The sequence below is a fragment of the Nocardia sp. NPDC050713 genome (assembly GCF_040654315.1).
Lineage (GTDB): Bacteria > Actinomycetota > Actinomycetes > Mycobacteriales > Mycobacteriaceae > Nocardia.
The window spans coordinates 172882-187935 of record NZ_JBFAHS010000006.1; the positions used below are offsets into that span (position 1 = coordinate 172882).

Genomic DNA, 15054 nt, shown 5'->3' on the forward strand with positions numbered 1-15054 from the left:
TCCAAGCGGGCGGCCCGAATCCCGCGTCGACCCCGCCTCGGCTCGTTATCCTCTTGCGGTGCCCTTCGCCCGTGCGATAGACGCCGACATCCACTACGAGGACAGCGGCGGGGACGGTCCGGTGGTGTTGCTAGCGCACGAATTCCTCATGGACCGCACCATGTTCGCTTCCCAGGTGGCTGCGCTCGCGCCGGAATTCCGGATCGTCTCCTGGGATGCCCGCGGCCACGGACGCACGAAAGATCAGGGCCTACCCTTCACCTACTGGACCGCGGCGCGTGACGCGCTGACCGTGCTCGATCAGCTCGGCGCCGAACGCGCGGTGGTCGGCGGCACCGCGCAGGGCGGCTTCACCGCGCTGCGCGCCGCGCTGATCGCGCCCGAGCGGATCGCGGGACTGATCCTCATCAGCACCGAGGCGCACGGACCGACACCCGAGCAGTCTACGGCCACCCAGCGCTTCCTCGACGAGTGGTACGACGACGACAGCAGGGAGCACGCGGTCCATCGACTCGCCACCTGGCTGATCGGCGACGACGACTGGTACCGGGCGATCTGGACCAAACGCTGGCTCGGCCGCGACCGGCACGACATCGAGGTCGCCGCGGGCTGCCTGCTCGCCAGGGAATCGGTGCTCGACCGGCTGCCCGAAATCACCTGTCCCGCACTGGTCATCCACGCCACCGACAGCGGTATCCCGCACGACCGCGCCAAGCGATTGGCCGAGGGTCTGGCGGCGGCGACCTTCGTGGAGATCGCGGGCGCCCGGCTCGCGGTCACCATGACGCACCCGGAACCGGTGAACCACACGATCCGCCAGTTCCTCCGCGAACAAGTCATGCCCACGGGCGTGTACTGACGACGACGCGCGAAGGCGTGTCTCCGGCCGTGCGCCGCTATCGGCGAACCGGCGGCGCTGCGAGGACTTCGGTCGCGCTGCTGCCATCGATCGACAACGCGGAAGGGCAGCAACGTTCACGAGAAGCCCGCGCCCATCCAGGCGGGCGCGGGCTCGAAGAACGAAACCTCAGGCGCGAACGCTGAGTCCGACCTTCTGGAACTCCTTGAGGTCCGAGTACCCGGCCTTCGCCATCGAGCGGCGCAGACCGCCGACGAGGTTCAGCGAGCCGAACGGGTCGTCGGACGGGCCGAACAGCACGCGCTCCAAGCTCGGCCGCACCTGCTCGGTGGACTCGCCGCCCAGATCCCACGGATCGTCCACGTGCAGCAGCGAACCGCGCGGCACCGACGGGTGCGCGGCGGCCGACGGCCAGTACCACCCGCGGCCGGGCGCCTCGGCGGCCAGCGCGAGCGGCACCCCGAGCATGGCGGCATCGGCGCCACAGGCGATCGCCTTGGCCAGCTGACCGGAGGTCGCGATGTCGCCGTCGGCGATGACGTGCACGTAGCGGCCGCCGGTCTCGTCCAGGTAGTCGCGGCGCGCGGCGGCGGCGTCGGCGATTGCGGTGGCCATCGGCACCCCGATGCCGAGCACTTCGCCGGTGGTGGTGGCGCCCGGGTAGGAGCCGTAGCCGACGATCACGCCAGCGGCACCGGTACGCATCAGGTGCAGCGCGGTGCGGTGATCGCTGACGCCGCCCGCGACCACGGGCACGTCCAGCTCGGCGATGAAGGTCTTCATGTTCAGCGGCTCGCCGTCACCGACGTGCTCAGCGGAGATGATGGTGCCGTGCACGACGAGCAGGTCGATGCCCGCCTGCAACAGGGCCGGCGTCAGCGCGCGGGCGTTCTGCGGGCTGACCCGCACGGCGACGGTCACGCCCGCCGCGCGCACCTCGGCCACCGCGGCCGCGAGCAGATCCGGCTGCATCGGCGCGGCGTGCAGTTCCTGCAACATGCCGACGGCGCGCTCGTAGCCGCCCTTGCCGACCAGCTCCAGCAGCTGATCGATCTTCGCCTCGACGTCGGCGTGCCTGGCCCACAGGCCCTCGCCGTTGATCACGCCGAGCCCGCCGAGACGGCCGAGTTCGATGGCGAACTTCGGCGACACCAGGGCGTCGGTCGGATGCGCGAGGAACGGAATCTCGAACCGGTAGGCGTCGAGCTGCCAGGCCAGCGACACCTGCTTCGACGAGCGGGTACGCCGCGAGGGAACGATGTCGACATCGTCCAGTTCGTAGGTACGCCGGGCCGTCCGGCCCATGCCGATCTCGACCATGTCGCGCACTTGTCTGTCCTTTCGGTGTTGATTGGCGCGCTGACGCGCGCGTGTTCGCGGCCGTGTCTTTGGCGCGCCGGGGCGCGCGTGTTCGCGGCCTTTATGTCTCGCTTCCGAGCGGTCGAGACTCGCGACTTCGTCGCATGCGCTTCGACCGCTGGGAAGCGAGACGGCCGCGAACGGTCGCTCGTCGGGCTCGCTCCGTGCGGGGTGATCGGGTACTGATCGTGCGTTAGGTATGCGGTCGAATCGACGGATGTGGTGAGGACTTCCCTCAGTGATCGCGCCGGCGGGTGACCGCTGCTGCGACCGCTCCGCCCGCCGCGCCCAGGGCGAGCGCCGTCGGCACGCCGATCTTGGCCGCCTTGCGTCCGGTGCGGAAGTCGCGAATCTCCCAGCCGCGGTTCTTGGCGACCTCGCGTAGGTCCGAGTCGGGATTGATCGCGACCGCCGTGCCGACCAGCGAGAGCATGGGCACGTCGTTGTGGCTGTCGGAGTACGCGGTACAGCGCTTGAGGTTCAGGCCCTCGCGGACGGCCAGCGTGCGCACCGCGTGCGCCTTCCCGAGTCCGTGCAGGATGTCGCCGACCAGGCGTCCGGTGAACTTGCCGTCGACGCTCTCCGCCACGGTGCCCAGTGCGCCGGTCAGGCCGAGCCGCTTGGCGATCACCTGGGCCAGCTCCACCGGCGTCGCGGTGACCAGCCAGACCTGCTGGCCCGCGTCCAGGTGCATCTGCGCGAGCGCCCTGGTGCCCGGCCAGATCTTGTCGGCGATGATCTCGTCGTAGATCTCCTCGCCGAGCGCCGCCAGCTCGGAGGTCGGGCGGCCCGCGATGAACGAGAGCGCCTTCTCCTTGCCGGAGGCCATGTCGGTGCTGCTCTCCTTGCCGGTGACGCGGAACTTCACCTGCTTCCACGCCACGTCGACCAGGTCGGAGGTCTTGAAGTACTTGCGCGCCGCCAGACCGCGCGCGAAGTGCACGATCGAGGCGCCCTGCACCATCGTGTTGTCCACGTCGAAGAACGCCGCGGCGGTCAGGTCGCGCGGCACCTCCGGTCCTATCGGCTCGGCCGCCGCGAGCTCCGATTCGTGCAGCGAGAGCGCCGCGTCGGCACTGGCCTCACCGGCCAGATTCGCCCGGACCTCCTCCTCGGTAGGTCCGAACGGGCTGCGGGAGATGCGGGCGAGCTGATCCTGCAGGCCCTGGCCGAGCGGGCCCAGGTGCCACCGCACCGGGAACTCGCCGAACCGGCCCGCGATGAACCCGGCCCTCTCCACCTTCGATCGTTCCGGCACCAGTACCTCCGCCCGTTCGCGCGAACCACGTCCACAGTAACTGGCTTCGGCGACAGTCACCCGGAGACCACGCGCACCGCGGGTGCGGTGGCGAGAGGATTTAATATCCGCCATGACCAATCCCACAGATGGCGCCGCCGCGCCGTCCGAACACGAAGTGATTTTGCTGACCAGAGCCGGCTGCGGGTTGTGTGCCAAGGCACTGGAGCAGTTGCGCGCGATATGCGCGGATTTCGGCATCGAACCGGGCGCCCTCGACGTCGATATCGCCGCGGAAACCGACCCTGGCCTGCGCGCGGAGTACGGCGACCGGCTTCCTGTCGTACTGCTGGACGGGCGCGAACACAGCTACTTCGACGTCGACGAGGCGCGTTTGCGGGCGGATCTGGGTCGCTGATCGGTGTGATCCGTGTCCGATTTGGCCGCCGCGCTGGTCGCGGCGGAAAATGAGGCCAATTTCACCGACTTTGTGCAGGGCTTCACAAGCGGTTACGGTGGTGGCACGCGACCCGCATGCCGAGGCTGCGGACGCCTTGAAATCCGATACTTCGACCATGGCACCGGACCGCCGCCGGGCTCGAGGTCGAACGACGAACCGGACCTGTGCGCAGGCCGGAACGAGGAGCCGACGACGTGACAGAGCAGCATGAGGCGCCGGGCGGCGTCTCCAGGGCTCTGCAGAAAGACATCCCGCAGGCCACTGTGGCGCGGCTGGCTACCTATCTCCGGGTCCTCGCCATGTTGGCCGACGACGGTGTGCTCATCGTATCGAGTGAGGAACTCGCTGTCGCGGCGGGTGTCAATTCGGCCAAGTTGCGCAAGGACTTGTCCTTCCTCGGCCCCAACGGCGTCCGGGGCGTCGGCTATGACGTCGCGAAGTTGCGAACCAGGATCGAGGACGTGCTCGGTCTGTCGGGTGGACATCGCGTGGTGCTCGTCGGCGTCGGAAATCTGGGCCGGGCCCTGGTCGGCTACGGCGGCTTCCGTCGCCGCGGATTCAGCGTGGTCGGCCTCTTCGACGCCGATCCCGACGTGGTCGGCCGGTCGGTGGCCGGACTCACCGTGCGCGATGTGGCGGGCTTGGCCGCGGGCGTGGCCGAACTGGAACCAACCATCGCGGTCATCGCGGTGCCCGACGACGCGGCCCAGGACGTGTGCGACCAGCTGGTCGCCGCCGGGTTGCAGTCGATTCTGAGCTTCTCCGCGTGCGGGCTGATCGCGCCGCCCGCGGTGGAAGTCCGCCGGGTGGACCTGGCGGTCGAAATGCAGATGTTGTCGTTCGAACGGACCCGTAACGCCGAGCCGGAGCCGCTGCCCGAGGTGGCGCACGTGGGGTCCGGCCGGATCGCGCGCCGCGTGCCGACTCCGCACTCCCCGGCCGGGCACCCGGCCCTCACGCACTCGACGACCTCGCATTCGGCAACGGAGCCAAGCAGCAAGGGATCGGTGGTCACACCATGAGTATTCTGCTCGTCGGGATTTCGCATCGGAGCGCTCCCGTCGCAGTGCTGGAGAAGGTCGCCATCACCGATGCCGACCGTCCCAAGCTGATCGATCGAATGCTCGCCTCCAGCCACATCTCCGAGGCCATGATCGTCTCGACCTGTAACCGCGTCGAGGTGTACGCGGTGGTCGACGCCTTCCACGGTGGTCTCGCCGAGGTCGGCGATCTGCTCACCAAGCATTCCGGGCTGCCGCTGCCCGATCTGACCAAGCACGCTTATGTGCGCTACAGCGAGGCGGCCGCCGAGCACCTGTTCGCGGTGGCCAGCGGGCTGGACTCGATGGTCGTCGGCGAGCAACAGGTGCTCAGCCAGATCCGCGGCGCCTACGCCACCGCCGACGCTCAGCAGGCCGTCGGGCGCACCTTGCACGAGCTGGCCCAGCACGCGCTGCGCGTCGGCAAGCGAGTCCACTCCGAGACCGGCATCGACCGCGCGGGCGCGTCCGTGGTGTCGGTCGCGCTGGACCGGGCCAAGCAGGTGCTGGGCGATCTGGCCGGCCGCACGGCCGTGGTGGTCGGCGCGGGCGCGATGGGCGGGTTGGCCGTCGCACATCTGTCGCGCGCGGGTATCGGCCGCATCCTGGTGGTGAACCGGACCATCGCGCGGGCGCGCAGACTCGCCGAGACCGCGGGTTCCTACGGCGTCGAGTCCTCGGCGCTGGAGCTCTCCCGGCTCACCGAGGCGATGGCCGCCGCCGACGTGGTGGTCACCTGTACCGGAGCGGTCGGCGCCGTGGTGACGCTGGCCGACACGCACCGCGCGCTGGCCGATCGCGATCGCGCCGAATTCCCGGCGACCGAGCGTCCGCTGGTGTTCTGCGACCTCGGCCTGCCGCGCGACGTCGAGCACGCGGTGGCGGGTCTGCCGGGTGTCGCGGTGATCGACATCGAGACGTTGCAGCGCGATCCGGCCGCGGGCGCCGCGGCCGACGACACCGCCGCCGCGCGGTCGATCGTCGCCGACGAACTCGCCAAATACCTGGCGGGTCAGCGCATGGCCGAGGTGACCCCGACGGTCGCCGCCCTGCGCCAGCGGGCCGCCGAAGTGGTGGAAGCCGAACTGCTGCGGCTGGACTCGCGGCTGCCGAGCCTGGCCGATCCGGAGCGTGACGAGGTGGCGCGCACCGTGCGCCGGGTCGTCGACAAGCTGCTGCACGCGCCGACCGTGCGGGTGAAGCAACTCGCGTCGACGCCGGGCGGCGACAGCTACGCCGAAGCGCTACGCGAACTTTTCGAACTCAAACCAGGTGCGGCGCAAGCGGTTGCCGCTCCGATGGAAATCAGCACGCTCACCGGTGATCTCGGTCTCGGCCTCGCCGACGATTTCACCGCGGGACATCTCGGCGAGGAGGGCAAGTCGGCATGACCGTCGTTCAGGAAGAGGACAACATGACCGCCGACGGCACCCGCGCGCCGTGGCGCATCGGCACCCGAGGCAGCCTGCTCGCGCTGACCCAGGCGGGCACCGTGCGCGACGCGCTGATCGCGGCCGGGCATCCGGCCGAGCTGGTCGTGGTGAAGACGCCCGGCGATCTCTCCTCCGATCCGGTGCAGACGATCGGCGTCGGCGTGTTCACCTCGGCGCTGCGCGACGAGCTGGCCGCGGGCACGATCGACATCGCGGTGCACTCCTACAAGGACCTGCCGACCGCGCCGGACTCCCGCTTCACCATCGCCGCGATTCCACCGCGCGAGGACCCGCGCGACGCTTTGGTCGCCCGCGACGGACTGGTGCTCGGCGAACTGCCCGCCGGTTCCCGCATCGGCACTTCGGCGCCGCGCCGCGCGGCTCAGCTGGCGGCCCTCGGCCTCGGCCTGGAGATCGTGCCGCTGCGCGGCAACCTGGACACCCGCCTGCGCAAGGTCACCGACGGTGAACTCGACGCGGTGGTGGTGGCCAGAGCCGGTCTGTCCAGGATCGGCAGGCTCGACGCGGTGACCGAGGCGTTGGAACCGGTGCAGATGCTGCCCGCTCCCGCGCAGGGCGCGCTCGCTGTCGAATGCCGCAGCGACGACGCCGAGACCATCGAGGCGCTTACCCGGCTCGACGACGCGGCCACCAGGGCCGCCGTCATCGCCGAACGGTCGCTGCTCGCCGAGCTGGAGGCCGGGTGCACCGCGCCGATCGGCGCGCTCGCCGAGGTCGTCGAGTCGCTCGACGACGACGGCCGCATCGTCGACGAGCTCTCGCTGCGCGCCTGCGCCGCCGCCGCCGACGGATCCGAGGTGCTACGCGCTTCGGTGGTCGGCGCACCCGCCGAGGCCGACCGGCTCGGCCGCACGCTCGCGCAAGAGCTCTTGGAGCTGGGGGCGCGCGAGCTGCTCGGTAACCCCGGACCAGACGACGCCACCGATGCGAGATCCGACGGTGACGTCCCGAACACGCAGCGGTCGCGACCGGGCGCGGCCGAAGGTCGTATCAGCAATCCCAGCCCAATGGAGAACAACCAATGAGCCGAGCCACCAAGAAGCACCCCGGTCGGATCTTGTTCGTCGGGTCGGGTCCCGGCGACCCGGCGCTGCTGACAGTGCGTGCGCGCGAGGTGCTCGGGCGGGCGACACTGGCTTTCACCGATCCCGATGTCGACAAGGGTGTGCTCGCGCTGATCGGCACCGCCGTGGAGGAGAACGAGGACGGCACCCGGCCGGTCGACGTGCGACCCGCGCTCGGTGAGCCCGCGGAGGTCGCCAAGACGCTCATCGCCGAGGCGCGCAACGGCCACGACGTGGTCCGCGTCGTCGCGGGCGATCCGCTGACCGCCGATTCGGTGATCACCGAGGTCACCGCGGTGACCCGTTCGCACATGGTCTTCGAGGTGCTGCCCGGCCTGCCGAACGGTTCCGCGGTGCCGAGCTACGCGGGCATCGCGCTCGGCTCCGGCCACACCGAGGCCGACGTCCGCGGCGAGGTCGACTGGGCCGCGTTGGCCGCCGCGCCGGGCCCGCTGGTCCTGCACGCCACCTCCGGCCACCTGGCCGAGACCGCGAGCGCGCTGGTCGAGCACGGCATGGCGCCGCAGACCCCGGTCGCGGTGACCGTGCGCGGCACCACCCGCCAGCAGCGCACCATCGAAGCGACGCTGGCCACGTTGAACAGCGCCGCCTCCGAGCTGGTCGGTCCGCTGGTGGTGACCATCGGCAAGGCGGTCGCCACCCGGTCGAAGATGTCGTGGTGGGAGTCGCGCGCGCTGTACGGCTGGACCGTGCTCGTGCCGCGCACCAAGGATCAGGCCGCCGAGATGAGCGAGCGGCTGGTCACCCACGGCGCCATCCCGATGGAGGTGCCGACCATCGCGGTCGAGCCGCCGCGCAGCCCGGCGCAGATGGAGCGCGCCGTCAAGGGTCTGGTCGACGGCCGCTACCAGTGGGTGGTGTTCACCTCCACCAACGCGGTGCGCGCGGTGTGGGAGAAGTTCGCCGAATTCGGTTTGGACGCGCGGGCGTTCAGCGGCGTGAAGATCGCCTGCGTCGGCGAGGCCACCGCGGACAAGGTGCGCTCGTTCGGCATCAACCCGGAGCTGGTGCCCTCGGGTGAGCAGTCCTCCGAGGGCCTGCTCGCCGACTTCCCGCCCTACGACGACGTTTTCGATCCGGTGAACCGGGTGCTGCTGCCGCGCGCCGACATCGCCACCGAGACGCTGGCCGAGGGTCTGCGCGACCGCGGCTGGGAGATCGACGACGTGACCGCCTACCGCACGGTGCGCGCCTCGCCGCCGCCCGCGGAGACCCGCGAGATGATCAAGACCGGCGGTTTCGACGCGGTCCTGTTCACCTCGTCCTCCACGGTGCGCAACCTGGTCGGCATCGCGGGCAAGCCGCACGCGCGCACCATCGTGGCCTGCATCGGCCCGAAGACCGCCGAGACGGCCATCGAGTTCGGTCTGCGCGTGGATGTGCAGCCCGAGACCGCGCAGGTCGGCCCGCTGGTCGAGGCGCTCGCCGAGCACGCCGCCCGGCTTCGCGCCGAGGGTCTGCTGCCGCCGCCGCGCAAGAAGAGTCGCCGTAGCCGGTAAGTGCCGTCCGCTCCGCGCCCGGATAGGTGCCGTCGGCTCCGCGCCCGGGTGTGATCGGCGCAGCGAAACGCCCGCCCATGGTGGGCGTTTCGCGTTTCGGGGTCTCGCGCGCGGCGAAACGCCCACCGCGTTGTGGACGTTTCGCTTTCGCGCCCGGCCTGGGGCCGGACGTCGTCAGCGGCTGTAGCGCAGCAGAGTGCGCACCAGGCGGCACGTGGTGTCCGATGGCGGGCGGATGCCGACGACTTCGGCGGTGTGGCGGATCTTCTCGTTGCTCGCCTGGGTCGGCAGGTAGATCCCGGAGTCGAGCAGGGCGATGCTCAGCCGCATCGCCTTGAGCCTGCGGTTGTGCGTGACGTACCACTTGCGTGGACGTCCAGCAGGCAGCGGACGCTTTTCCAGCGGCCGGTAGGGCGTGATGATCGTGGACTTTCGGGCGGCTGCGGTCGCGGGCACTTGCGTCCTCCCCTCGCGATCGGGAACCCGGCGGATCCCCTCGAACACAGCTTCGATTCTACCCGCACCCACCGACAAAAACCGCTGGCCGCAACCCTTTTCGCACTCAGTCGGTGCACACCGATTGCTTGATCTGCGGGTTGCGTCCGGTCGCCGAGCCGATCGCGTTCGCGGTCGCGTCGGCCCTGGTCGGACCCCGGCCCCAGGACCAGCTGTTGTCTTTGGCTCGCGCGACGGCGCCGCACTTGTCGACGAAGTTCACCAGCACGCGGCAGTCGGACTTGCCGCACGTGTCGACAGCGACGCGTTCGGCCCTCGTCTTCGTGCTGTAGTTGCGCGCGCCGCCGGTGGCCCCGGTCGACGGCGAGTAGGCGATGGCGCCCCACTCTTCCGCACGCGCCACGGCCGGTCCCGCGGAGACGCCGAGCAGCGTTCCGGCGACGGCCGCGGTCAGCGTCACGCGCAATACGGTGGTGGTCAGCTTTTTCATCGGGATCCCCCAAAAGATCTGTCCGGCAGCTCGTTTGCCGCGTCGAATCGACCCTATCGAGCCTGCTTACCGTCCTCCGAACGATTCCTTAACACCTCGAACCCCTACGTCCCGAGGATGTGGTCGTCGTCAGGGCTCGAGGAGGAGGCGGAGGGCTTCGGGGTGGCCGAGGTCGGCGGCTCGTCGGAGCCAGGAGGTCGACTCGTCGGCGGTGGAGGAGTCCAGGGTGGCGGGAATTCCGCCGTCCCGCAGGGCGATTGCCAAGTGGAACATGGAGTCGGGGTCGCCGGACGCCGCCCCTCGGCGCAGCCAGTGCTCGCCTCGATCGGTGTCGCCGAGGTCGAGATACAGGGCGCCGAGCACCGCCATCGCGTCGCGGCGGCCGCGGCGCACGGCCTCGGTGAGCAATCCGACGGCGCGCTCGAATTCACCCGCGCGGGCCGAGTGCACGCCGAGACTGCGCATGGCCGTGGGGTTTCCGCCTTCGGCGGCGCGCTCGTACCAGCGCACGGCCGTTTCGTCGTCTCCGCGCCGGTGCGCGATGACGCCCATGTTGGCCATCGCCTCGGCGTCCCCGGCCGCGGCCCCGGGCTGTAACCAGCGCTCCGCCGCATCCAGTTCCCCGCGCTCCAGATACAGCGCACCGAGTTGCAGATCCGCGCCCGCGCAACCCGCGGCGGCCGCCTGCTCCCACCATCCGACGGCCTCCGCGACGCGTCCGTCCGCCTCGGCGAGCTCGCCGAGCGGGCCGAGCGCCGACACGCTCCCGAGTTCCGCGGCCCGCCGTAGGTAGTGCTCCGCACCGCCCGCGTCGTCGACCTCGCGCAGCGCCTCGGCCAGCCGCTCCATCGCCCACACGTCGCCGCCGTCGGCGAAGCGCCGCAGCGCCGCCACGCGCTGTCCGTACCGGTCGTAACCCGTCATCGCTCTGCCTCCGAATCCGGTTCGCCGAGAGGTGCCCCGTCGTCGAGAAACCTCATCTTCAGGATCGCGCAGAAATCTCGCTTTCGGTCGCCATGGCATCGATTCCGTCGACCGGTTCGGCGGCCACGCGTCGGTCGGGCGGTGGGCCGGATCACCACCGCCCCATGCGCTCGCGACACCTCCGCTCAGCAGGCGTATCGTGCGATTCATGACCGGAATGGACCGCCCGCGGCGGTTGCGCCGTACTCCCGCTCTGCGCCGTCTCGTGGCCGAAACCACATTGGAACCACGGCAATTGGTGCTGCCGATGTTCGTGGCCGACGGACTGGACGAGCCGCGCGAGATCGGCTCGATGCCGGGGGTCCACCAGCACTCGATGGACTCGCTGCGCAAGGCGGCGGTGGAGGCCGTCACGGCGGGCGTCGGTGGGCTCATGTTGTTCGGCGTGCCGAAGCCGGAGGACAAGGATGCCACCGGCAGTCAGGCCAGCGATCCGAAGGGCATTCTGAACCGGGGTCTGCGCGCGCTGTCCGAGGAGGTCGGCGACGCGACGGTGATCATGGCCGACACCTGCCTCGACGAGTTCACCGATCACGGCCACTGCGGCGTGCTCGCGACCAGCGGCGCGGTGGACAACGACGCGACCCTGCACCGCTACGTCGACATGGCGATCTCCCAGGCCGAAGCGGGCGCCCACCTGCTCGGCACCAGCGGCATGATGGACGGTCAGGTCGGCGCGATCCGGCGCGGCCTGGACGCGGTCGGCCGCACCGACACCGGCATCCTCGCCTACGCCGCGAAGTACGCCTCGGCCTTCTACGGCCCGTTCCGCGAAGCAGTCGGCTCCTCGCTGGAGGGCGACCGCCGCACCTACCAGCAGGACCCAGCCAACCGCAGGGAGTCGCTGCGCGAGCTCGAACTGGACCTGGCCGAGGGCGCCGACATCGTGATGGTCAAGCCGGCCATGTCGTACCTGGACATCCTGCGCGACGTCGCCGACCGGTCGACGGTGCCGGTGGCGGCCTACCAGATCTCCGGCGAGTACGCGATGATCACCGCCGCCGCGCAGCGCGGCTGGATCGACCGCCGCGGCGCGATCCTGGAATCGCTGGTCGGCATTCGCCGGGCGGGTGCGGACATCGTGCTCACCTACTGGGCGACCGAGGCCGCACACTGGTTGTCGTGACGAACTACCCGAGACCGATGGGCGTCGCGCCGTTCCCGCAGCGGCCGCCGATGCCCGAAGACATCCGTACGGCCCGCCAAGTGTGGTGGGGAATCATCGGATTCGGCGTGGTGCAGCTGGTCGGCACGGTGCTCACCTCGTTGCAGCAGCGCGACGACCTCGACCAGCGGATGTTCGACCAGGGCAAGGCGGGCGACCCGAATTTCGCCATGGCCACCGCCGAACTGGTGGTGTCCCTGATGCTCGTCGGAATGGTGCTCGGTGGTCTCGCGCTGGCCGCGGGCGCGTTCGCCGTCGTGCACCAGTTCGGCCGGGGCAAACTCTGGGCGCGCACGGTCCTGACCGTCGTCGCGATCTGGCTGGTGCTCGGTGCCGTCGCGGCCCTGTTCGCCCTGGACGCGGTCACCGGTGTTGCCTCGCTGGTGGCGGGCGGCGCGGCTATCGTGCAGGGCGTGTTGGCCGGTGGCGCGCTGTATCTCAGCTACCGTCCGGAGTCCACGACTTGGTTCCAGCCGAACCGCCGCTGAACGGATGACCGCGGCGTCACCGAGTTTGTCGCCGTAGTGCAGACATGTATGGTGAGGGTTGTCACAGTAGACATGGGAACCGGTAGTTATTGGTCATGCGTTGTCTTGCGTTGCGTGAGGGCGTCATCCAGTGAGCTCCGGGAGATCGGAGGCATAGATGCGAGTGGTGATCCAACAGCCGCAGAGCATTCGGCGAGATTTGCTCGTCCTCAGCCTGCTGATCCTGTTCGGCGTGGTCACCGTCGCGGTCCTGCTGCTGCCGGGGCTGGTCGGCTGAATTCACCGGCGGTGCGAGCCGGAGCCCCGCGCGTTCGGATGCGCGATCTGATGGGTAGTGCGGCGTGAGCGACGGCGACGCGGTCTTGTTCGCGGAGCCGGGTGCGCGGTGGCGCGCGGTGGCCTACGGCCCGCTGCTCTGTCTTCTCGTCCTCGTGCTGGAACTGGTCACGTCCAGTCCGGCGCACTGGTTCGCGCTGATCTTCTGCGGCGCGCTGATCGCGGCTTTCGTTGCGCTGCAAGTTTTCGCGGGCCGCCGTCATGTCAGCGTCGAGTTGACCGAGTCGACCCTGCGCCAAGGCGCCGAGACCCTGCCGCTGACCGGCATCGCGAGCGTGCTGCCGGAGCGCGACGAGCACTCCTGGAATGATGAGGACTGGGAGTCCGCGCGTGCGCTCGGCGAGCTGAGCGGTGTGCCGCGCAGACGCAAGGGAATCGGGCTGCGGCTGCGCGACGGCGGACTCGTGCAAGCGTGGGCGCGCGATCACCGCGGCCTGCGGACCGCACTCACCGCGGTGCTGGATCGTGCGGGGGTCGCGGCGCCGGAGTCCGAGGGTGTTGCGGCGCAGCGGTCCGAGGACACCGTGGCGACGGAGATCGAGGGCGTCGCGGTGCGGGAGTCCGGGGGCCTCGCGGCGACGAAGATCGAGGGTGTCGCGGCGACGGAGATCGAGGCCGTCGTGGCGCAGGAGTCCGAGGTCTCCGCGGAACTGGGCTCCGAGGGCGCCGAAGCGCGGGAGTCCGAGAGCAGCGAGGAACGGCACAGCGAGAACGGAGCGGACCGGTGAGACGTGACATCGAGGTGGCGGTCGGCGAGGCCCTCGCGGCCGTCGTCGCGCTGGTGCTCGCGGTGCTGAGCTGGAACCGCGGGACCGTCGCCACGGTGTTCGCGCCGCTCGGCGAGATGCCCGCATTCGAGGCGACCCGCTATGTCGGGCCGTGGCTGATGCTCGCGGCGTTCCTCGTCGCGGTGGCGGGCCTGCTCGGCATCGACGCCGTGACCCGCGTGCTGCGGTCCGCCGCGGAGAAATGACATCGACCGGACAACCCGGTCGACACGGATAGCCGCCGCCGTTTCACCTGCGCGGGGGCGGGAACATCCACCCCATGAAGCCGACAATCCACGCGAAGAAGATCGCCATCGGGGTTGTGGCCGGTGGCCTGATCGGTGCGGCCGGTGCGGTCCCGGCAGCCGCGGCGCCCGTCGAATACACACCGCCGCCGCCGGTGCCGGTGACACCCGCGTTCACCGCGACCGAGCCGCCCGGACTGATGAAGCTGCTGCCCCCGCCACTGGCCTGTCTGGCCACCACCGGGTTCGCGTTGTTCTGCGTGGGCATCACCTGAGCCCGGCATCTGAAACGTACTCGCTTCGAGAGCCGATACGCCTTGTGGCACACCGGTATTCGCCGGTGAGCCTATCGAATGGAAGGTGTTGCTCGTGAAGGTTCTCGGTGCGAGGTTCGGTGCGGCCCTTGTCGCGTTCGCGGCGATCGGTTTGGCGGCCGCGCCCGCCATGGCGGACGGCGCGGGGTTGCCCTTGGAGCCGACGGCTCCCGTCGCCGGTCTGGTGCCGGAGACCGGGTCGGCGGGCGCGCTGAACGGGCTCATGTGCTCGTTGCAGACGCTGTCCGCCTCGGCTCCCTGCATCAACACATAGGCGTAGCTCCGCCTCCGGTCATGCGCGGTCTGCGGGCGGACTTCGTCCGGCTGCGTCCCTTGGGACTCGAAACCGCTGTAGCCGAATGATTTACGCTCGCCCGCGGACTCCGGTCCGCGGGCGAGTTCCTTCGTTCAGTCCGTCCAGCTCTGGAAGACGTCGAGGATCCGGCCGTTGCGGGTGCCGGGGGCGTTCACGTACACGGTCACCGTGCCGTCGGAATGTCTGGCGGTCTCGGCGATCACCTGGCGCAGCGAGGCGTGCACTCCGCCGTGCTGATCGCGGTGGAGTTCGGTGTCTTTGTGTAGTCCCGCCCCCATGCGGTCCAACGGCACGAACATCGTGACCACCGCGGGCACCGGGCCGGCCGCTAGCGCGACCGTCTCCTCGTGGCTGAGCCGGACGCCGACGCGACCCTGCGCGGGATCGGCGATCGGTACGGCCGCCGCGGCGGTTCCCGCGCCGAATACCGCTGTCGCGGTGGTGAATACGGCCAAGGTAGCCGTGCTGACGAGTGCGAACCGCATGAAGAGCCTCCCGAG

General features: G+C 70.2%; 18 protein-coding genes and 1 pseudogene. 13 read left to right on the plus strand and 6 right to left on the minus strand.

All coding sequences use genetic code 11. From position 1 onward, the window contains the following. The first annotated feature begins 58 nt into the window (after window positions 1-58). Complete coding sequence (locus AB0H49_RS14515) at window positions 59-859, plus strand: alpha/beta hydrolase (protein WP_355000057.1); 801 nt, start codon at window positions 59-61, stop codon at window positions 857-859. 168 nt (window positions 860-1027) lie between these two features. Here the strand turns inward: AB0H49_RS14515 and AB0H49_RS14520 are convergent, their stop codons facing one another. Both AB0H49_RS14520 and AB0H49_RS14525 read right to left on the minus strand, forming a co-directional pair. Next, window positions 1028-2188, minus strand: a complete 1161-nt coding sequence (locus tag AB0H49_RS14520; protein WP_357251318.1) for a GuaB3 family IMP dehydrogenase-related protein — start codon at window positions 2186-2188, stop codon at window positions 1028-1030. A gap of 265 nt (window positions 2189-2453) precedes the next feature. Then, window positions 2454-3401, minus strand: coding sequence for an HAD-IB family hydrolase (locus AB0H49_RS14525; RefSeq protein WP_357251533.1), 948 nt, complete (start codon window positions 3399-3401; stop codon window positions 2454-2456). A 187-nt stretch (window positions 3402-3588) separates the two neighbouring features. Between AB0H49_RS14525 and AB0H49_RS14530 the strand changes: the two genes are divergently transcribed. From AB0H49_RS14530 to AB0H49_RS14555, 6 genes are read left to right on the plus strand one after another with little or no spacing between them, the layout of a single operon-like run. Next, entirely contained in the window at window positions 3589-3873 is a 285-nt protein-coding gene (locus tag AB0H49_RS14530) for a glutaredoxin family protein (RefSeq protein ID WP_354998865.1), read from the plus strand. A gap of 12 nt (window positions 3874-3885) precedes the next feature. Next, complete coding sequence (locus AB0H49_RS14535) at window positions 3886-4113, plus strand: hypothetical protein (RefSeq protein ID WP_357251321.1); 228 nt, start codon at window positions 3886-3888, stop codon at window positions 4111-4113. Continuing rightward, window positions 4110-4937: a redox-sensing transcriptional repressor Rex gene (locus tag AB0H49_RS14540; protein WP_354998867.1), complete on the plus strand. Its 828-nt coding sequence runs from the start codon at window positions 4110-4112 to the stop codon at window positions 4935-4937. Before AB0H49_RS14535 ends, AB0H49_RS14540 begins: the two co-directional genes overlap by 4 nt. Next, window positions 4934-6346 carry a glutamyl-tRNA reductase gene (locus AB0H49_RS14545; protein ID WP_357251324.1) on the plus strand — a complete coding sequence of 471 codons (1413 nt, stop codon included), beginning with the start codon at window positions 4934-4936 and terminating at the stop codon, window positions 6344-6346. The genes AB0H49_RS14540 and AB0H49_RS14545 overlap by 4 nt, the downstream gene beginning before the upstream one ends. Then, window positions 6343-7434 (plus strand): hydroxymethylbilane synthase, encoded by a 1092-nt coding sequence (gene hemC / locus AB0H49_RS14550; protein ID WP_354998869.1) that lies wholly within the window; start codon window positions 6343-6345, stop codon window positions 7432-7434. The genes AB0H49_RS14545 and hemC overlap by 4 nt, the downstream gene beginning before the upstream one ends. Then, the gene (locus AB0H49_RS14555) at window positions 7431-8993 is read left to right on the plus strand and encodes a bifunctional uroporphyrinogen-III C-methyltransferase/uroporphyrinogen-III synthase (RefSeq protein ID WP_354998870.1); all 1563 of its coding nucleotides are present in this window, start codon (window positions 7431-7433) and stop codon (window positions 8991-8993) included. Before hemC ends, AB0H49_RS14555 begins: the two co-directional genes overlap by 4 nt. 174 nt (window positions 8994-9167) lie before the next feature. On the opposite strand, the gene AB0H49_RS14560 is transcribed toward AB0H49_RS14555, so the two are convergent. From AB0H49_RS14560 to AB0H49_RS14570, 3 genes are all read right to left on the minus strand, one after another. Further along, complete coding sequence (locus AB0H49_RS14560; protein WP_354998871.1) at window positions 9168-9449, minus strand: hypothetical protein; 282 nt, start codon at window positions 9447-9449, stop codon at window positions 9168-9170. 106 nt (window positions 9450-9555) lie between these two features. Then, window positions 9556-9939: a DUF4189 domain-containing protein gene (locus AB0H49_RS14565; RefSeq protein WP_357251330.1), complete on the minus strand. Its 384-nt coding sequence runs from the start codon at window positions 9937-9939 to the stop codon at window positions 9556-9558. Between the two features lie 129 nt (window positions 9940-10068). Next, window positions 10069-10863: a tetratricopeptide repeat protein gene (locus AB0H49_RS14570; protein WP_357251333.1), complete on the minus strand. Its 795-nt coding sequence runs from the start codon at window positions 10861-10863 to the stop codon at window positions 10069-10071. A gap of 208 nt (window positions 10864-11071) precedes the next feature. Here AB0H49_RS14570 and hemB point away from each other — a divergent pair, with 208 nt between their 5' ends. The 6 genes and pseudogenes from hemB to AB0H49_RS14600 all read left to right on the plus strand — a co-directional run bounded on the left by hemB (window position 11072) and on the right by AB0H49_RS14600 (window position 14512). Further along, window positions 11072-12049 carry a porphobilinogen synthase gene (gene hemB, locus AB0H49_RS14575; RefSeq protein WP_357251336.1) on the plus strand — a complete coding sequence of 326 codons (978 nt, stop codon included), beginning with the start codon at window positions 11072-11074 and terminating at the stop codon, window positions 12047-12049. Then, a complete protein-coding gene (locus AB0H49_RS14580) occupies window positions 12046-12576 on the plus strand; it encodes a hypothetical protein (RefSeq protein ID WP_354998875.1) in 531 nt (176 codons plus the stop codon). The genes hemB and AB0H49_RS14580 overlap by 4 nt, the downstream gene beginning before the upstream one ends. A gap of 341 nt (window positions 12577-12917) precedes the next feature. Next, window positions 12918-13382, plus strand: a pseudogene (locus AB0H49_RS14585) (hypothetical protein); the annotation flags it as partial. 254 nt (window positions 13383-13636) lie between these two features. After that, window positions 13637-13885 carry a hypothetical protein gene (locus AB0H49_RS14590; protein WP_357251339.1) on the plus strand — a complete coding sequence of 83 codons (249 nt, stop codon included), beginning with the start codon at window positions 13637-13639 and terminating at the stop codon, window positions 13883-13885. 74 nt (window positions 13886-13959) lie between these two features. After that, a complete protein-coding gene (locus AB0H49_RS14595; protein WP_354998878.1) occupies window positions 13960-14199 on the plus strand; it encodes a hypothetical protein in 240 nt (79 codons plus the stop codon). 94 nt (window positions 14200-14293) lie between these two features. Continuing rightward, window positions 14294-14512, plus strand: a complete 219-nt coding sequence (locus AB0H49_RS14600) for a hypothetical protein (protein ID WP_354998879.1) — start codon at window positions 14294-14296, stop codon at window positions 14510-14512. Window positions 14513-14646: 134 nt separating this feature from the next. On the opposite strand, the gene AB0H49_RS14605 is transcribed toward AB0H49_RS14600, so the two are convergent. After that, the gene (locus AB0H49_RS14605; RefSeq protein ID WP_357251343.1) at window positions 14647-15039 is read right to left on the minus strand and encodes a hypothetical protein; all 393 of its coding nucleotides are present in this window, start codon (window positions 15037-15039) and stop codon (window positions 14647-14649) included. Window positions 15040-15054 lie beyond the last annotated feature (15 nt).

Coding starts and splice junctions, on each gene's coding strand:
- AB0H49_RS14545 (WP_357251324.1), top strand. CDS start 4,934: ATGAGTATTCTGCTCGTCGGGATTTCGCATCGGAGCGCTCCCGTCGCA.
- AB0H49_RS14530 (WP_354998865.1), top strand. CDS start 3,589: ATGACCAATCCCACAGATGGCGCCGCCGCGCCGTCCGAACACGAAGTG.
- AB0H49_RS14595 (WP_354998878.1), top strand. CDS start 13,960: ATGAAGCCGACAATCCACGCGAAGAAGATCGCCATCGGGGTTGTGGCC.
- hemC (WP_354998869.1), top strand. CDS start 6,343: ATGACCGTCGTTCAGGAAGAGGACAACATGACCGCCGACGGCACCCGC.
- AB0H49_RS14565 (WP_357251330.1), bottom strand. CDS start 9,939: ATGAAAAAGCTGACCACCACCGTATTGCGCGTGACGCTGACCGCGGCC.
- AB0H49_RS14570 (WP_357251333.1), bottom strand. CDS start 10,863: ATGACGGGTTACGACCGGTACGGACAGCGCGTGGCGGCGCTGCGGCGC.
- hemB (WP_357251336.1), top strand. CDS start 11,072: ATGACCGGAATGGACCGCCCGCGGCGGTTGCGCCGTACTCCCGCTCTG.
- AB0H49_RS14555 (WP_354998870.1), top strand. CDS start 7,431: ATGAGCCGAGCCACCAAGAAGCACCCCGGTCGGATCTTGTTCGTCGGG.
- AB0H49_RS14605 (WP_357251343.1), bottom strand. CDS start 15,039: ATGCGGTTCGCACTCGTCAGCACGGCTACCTTGGCCGTATTCACCACC.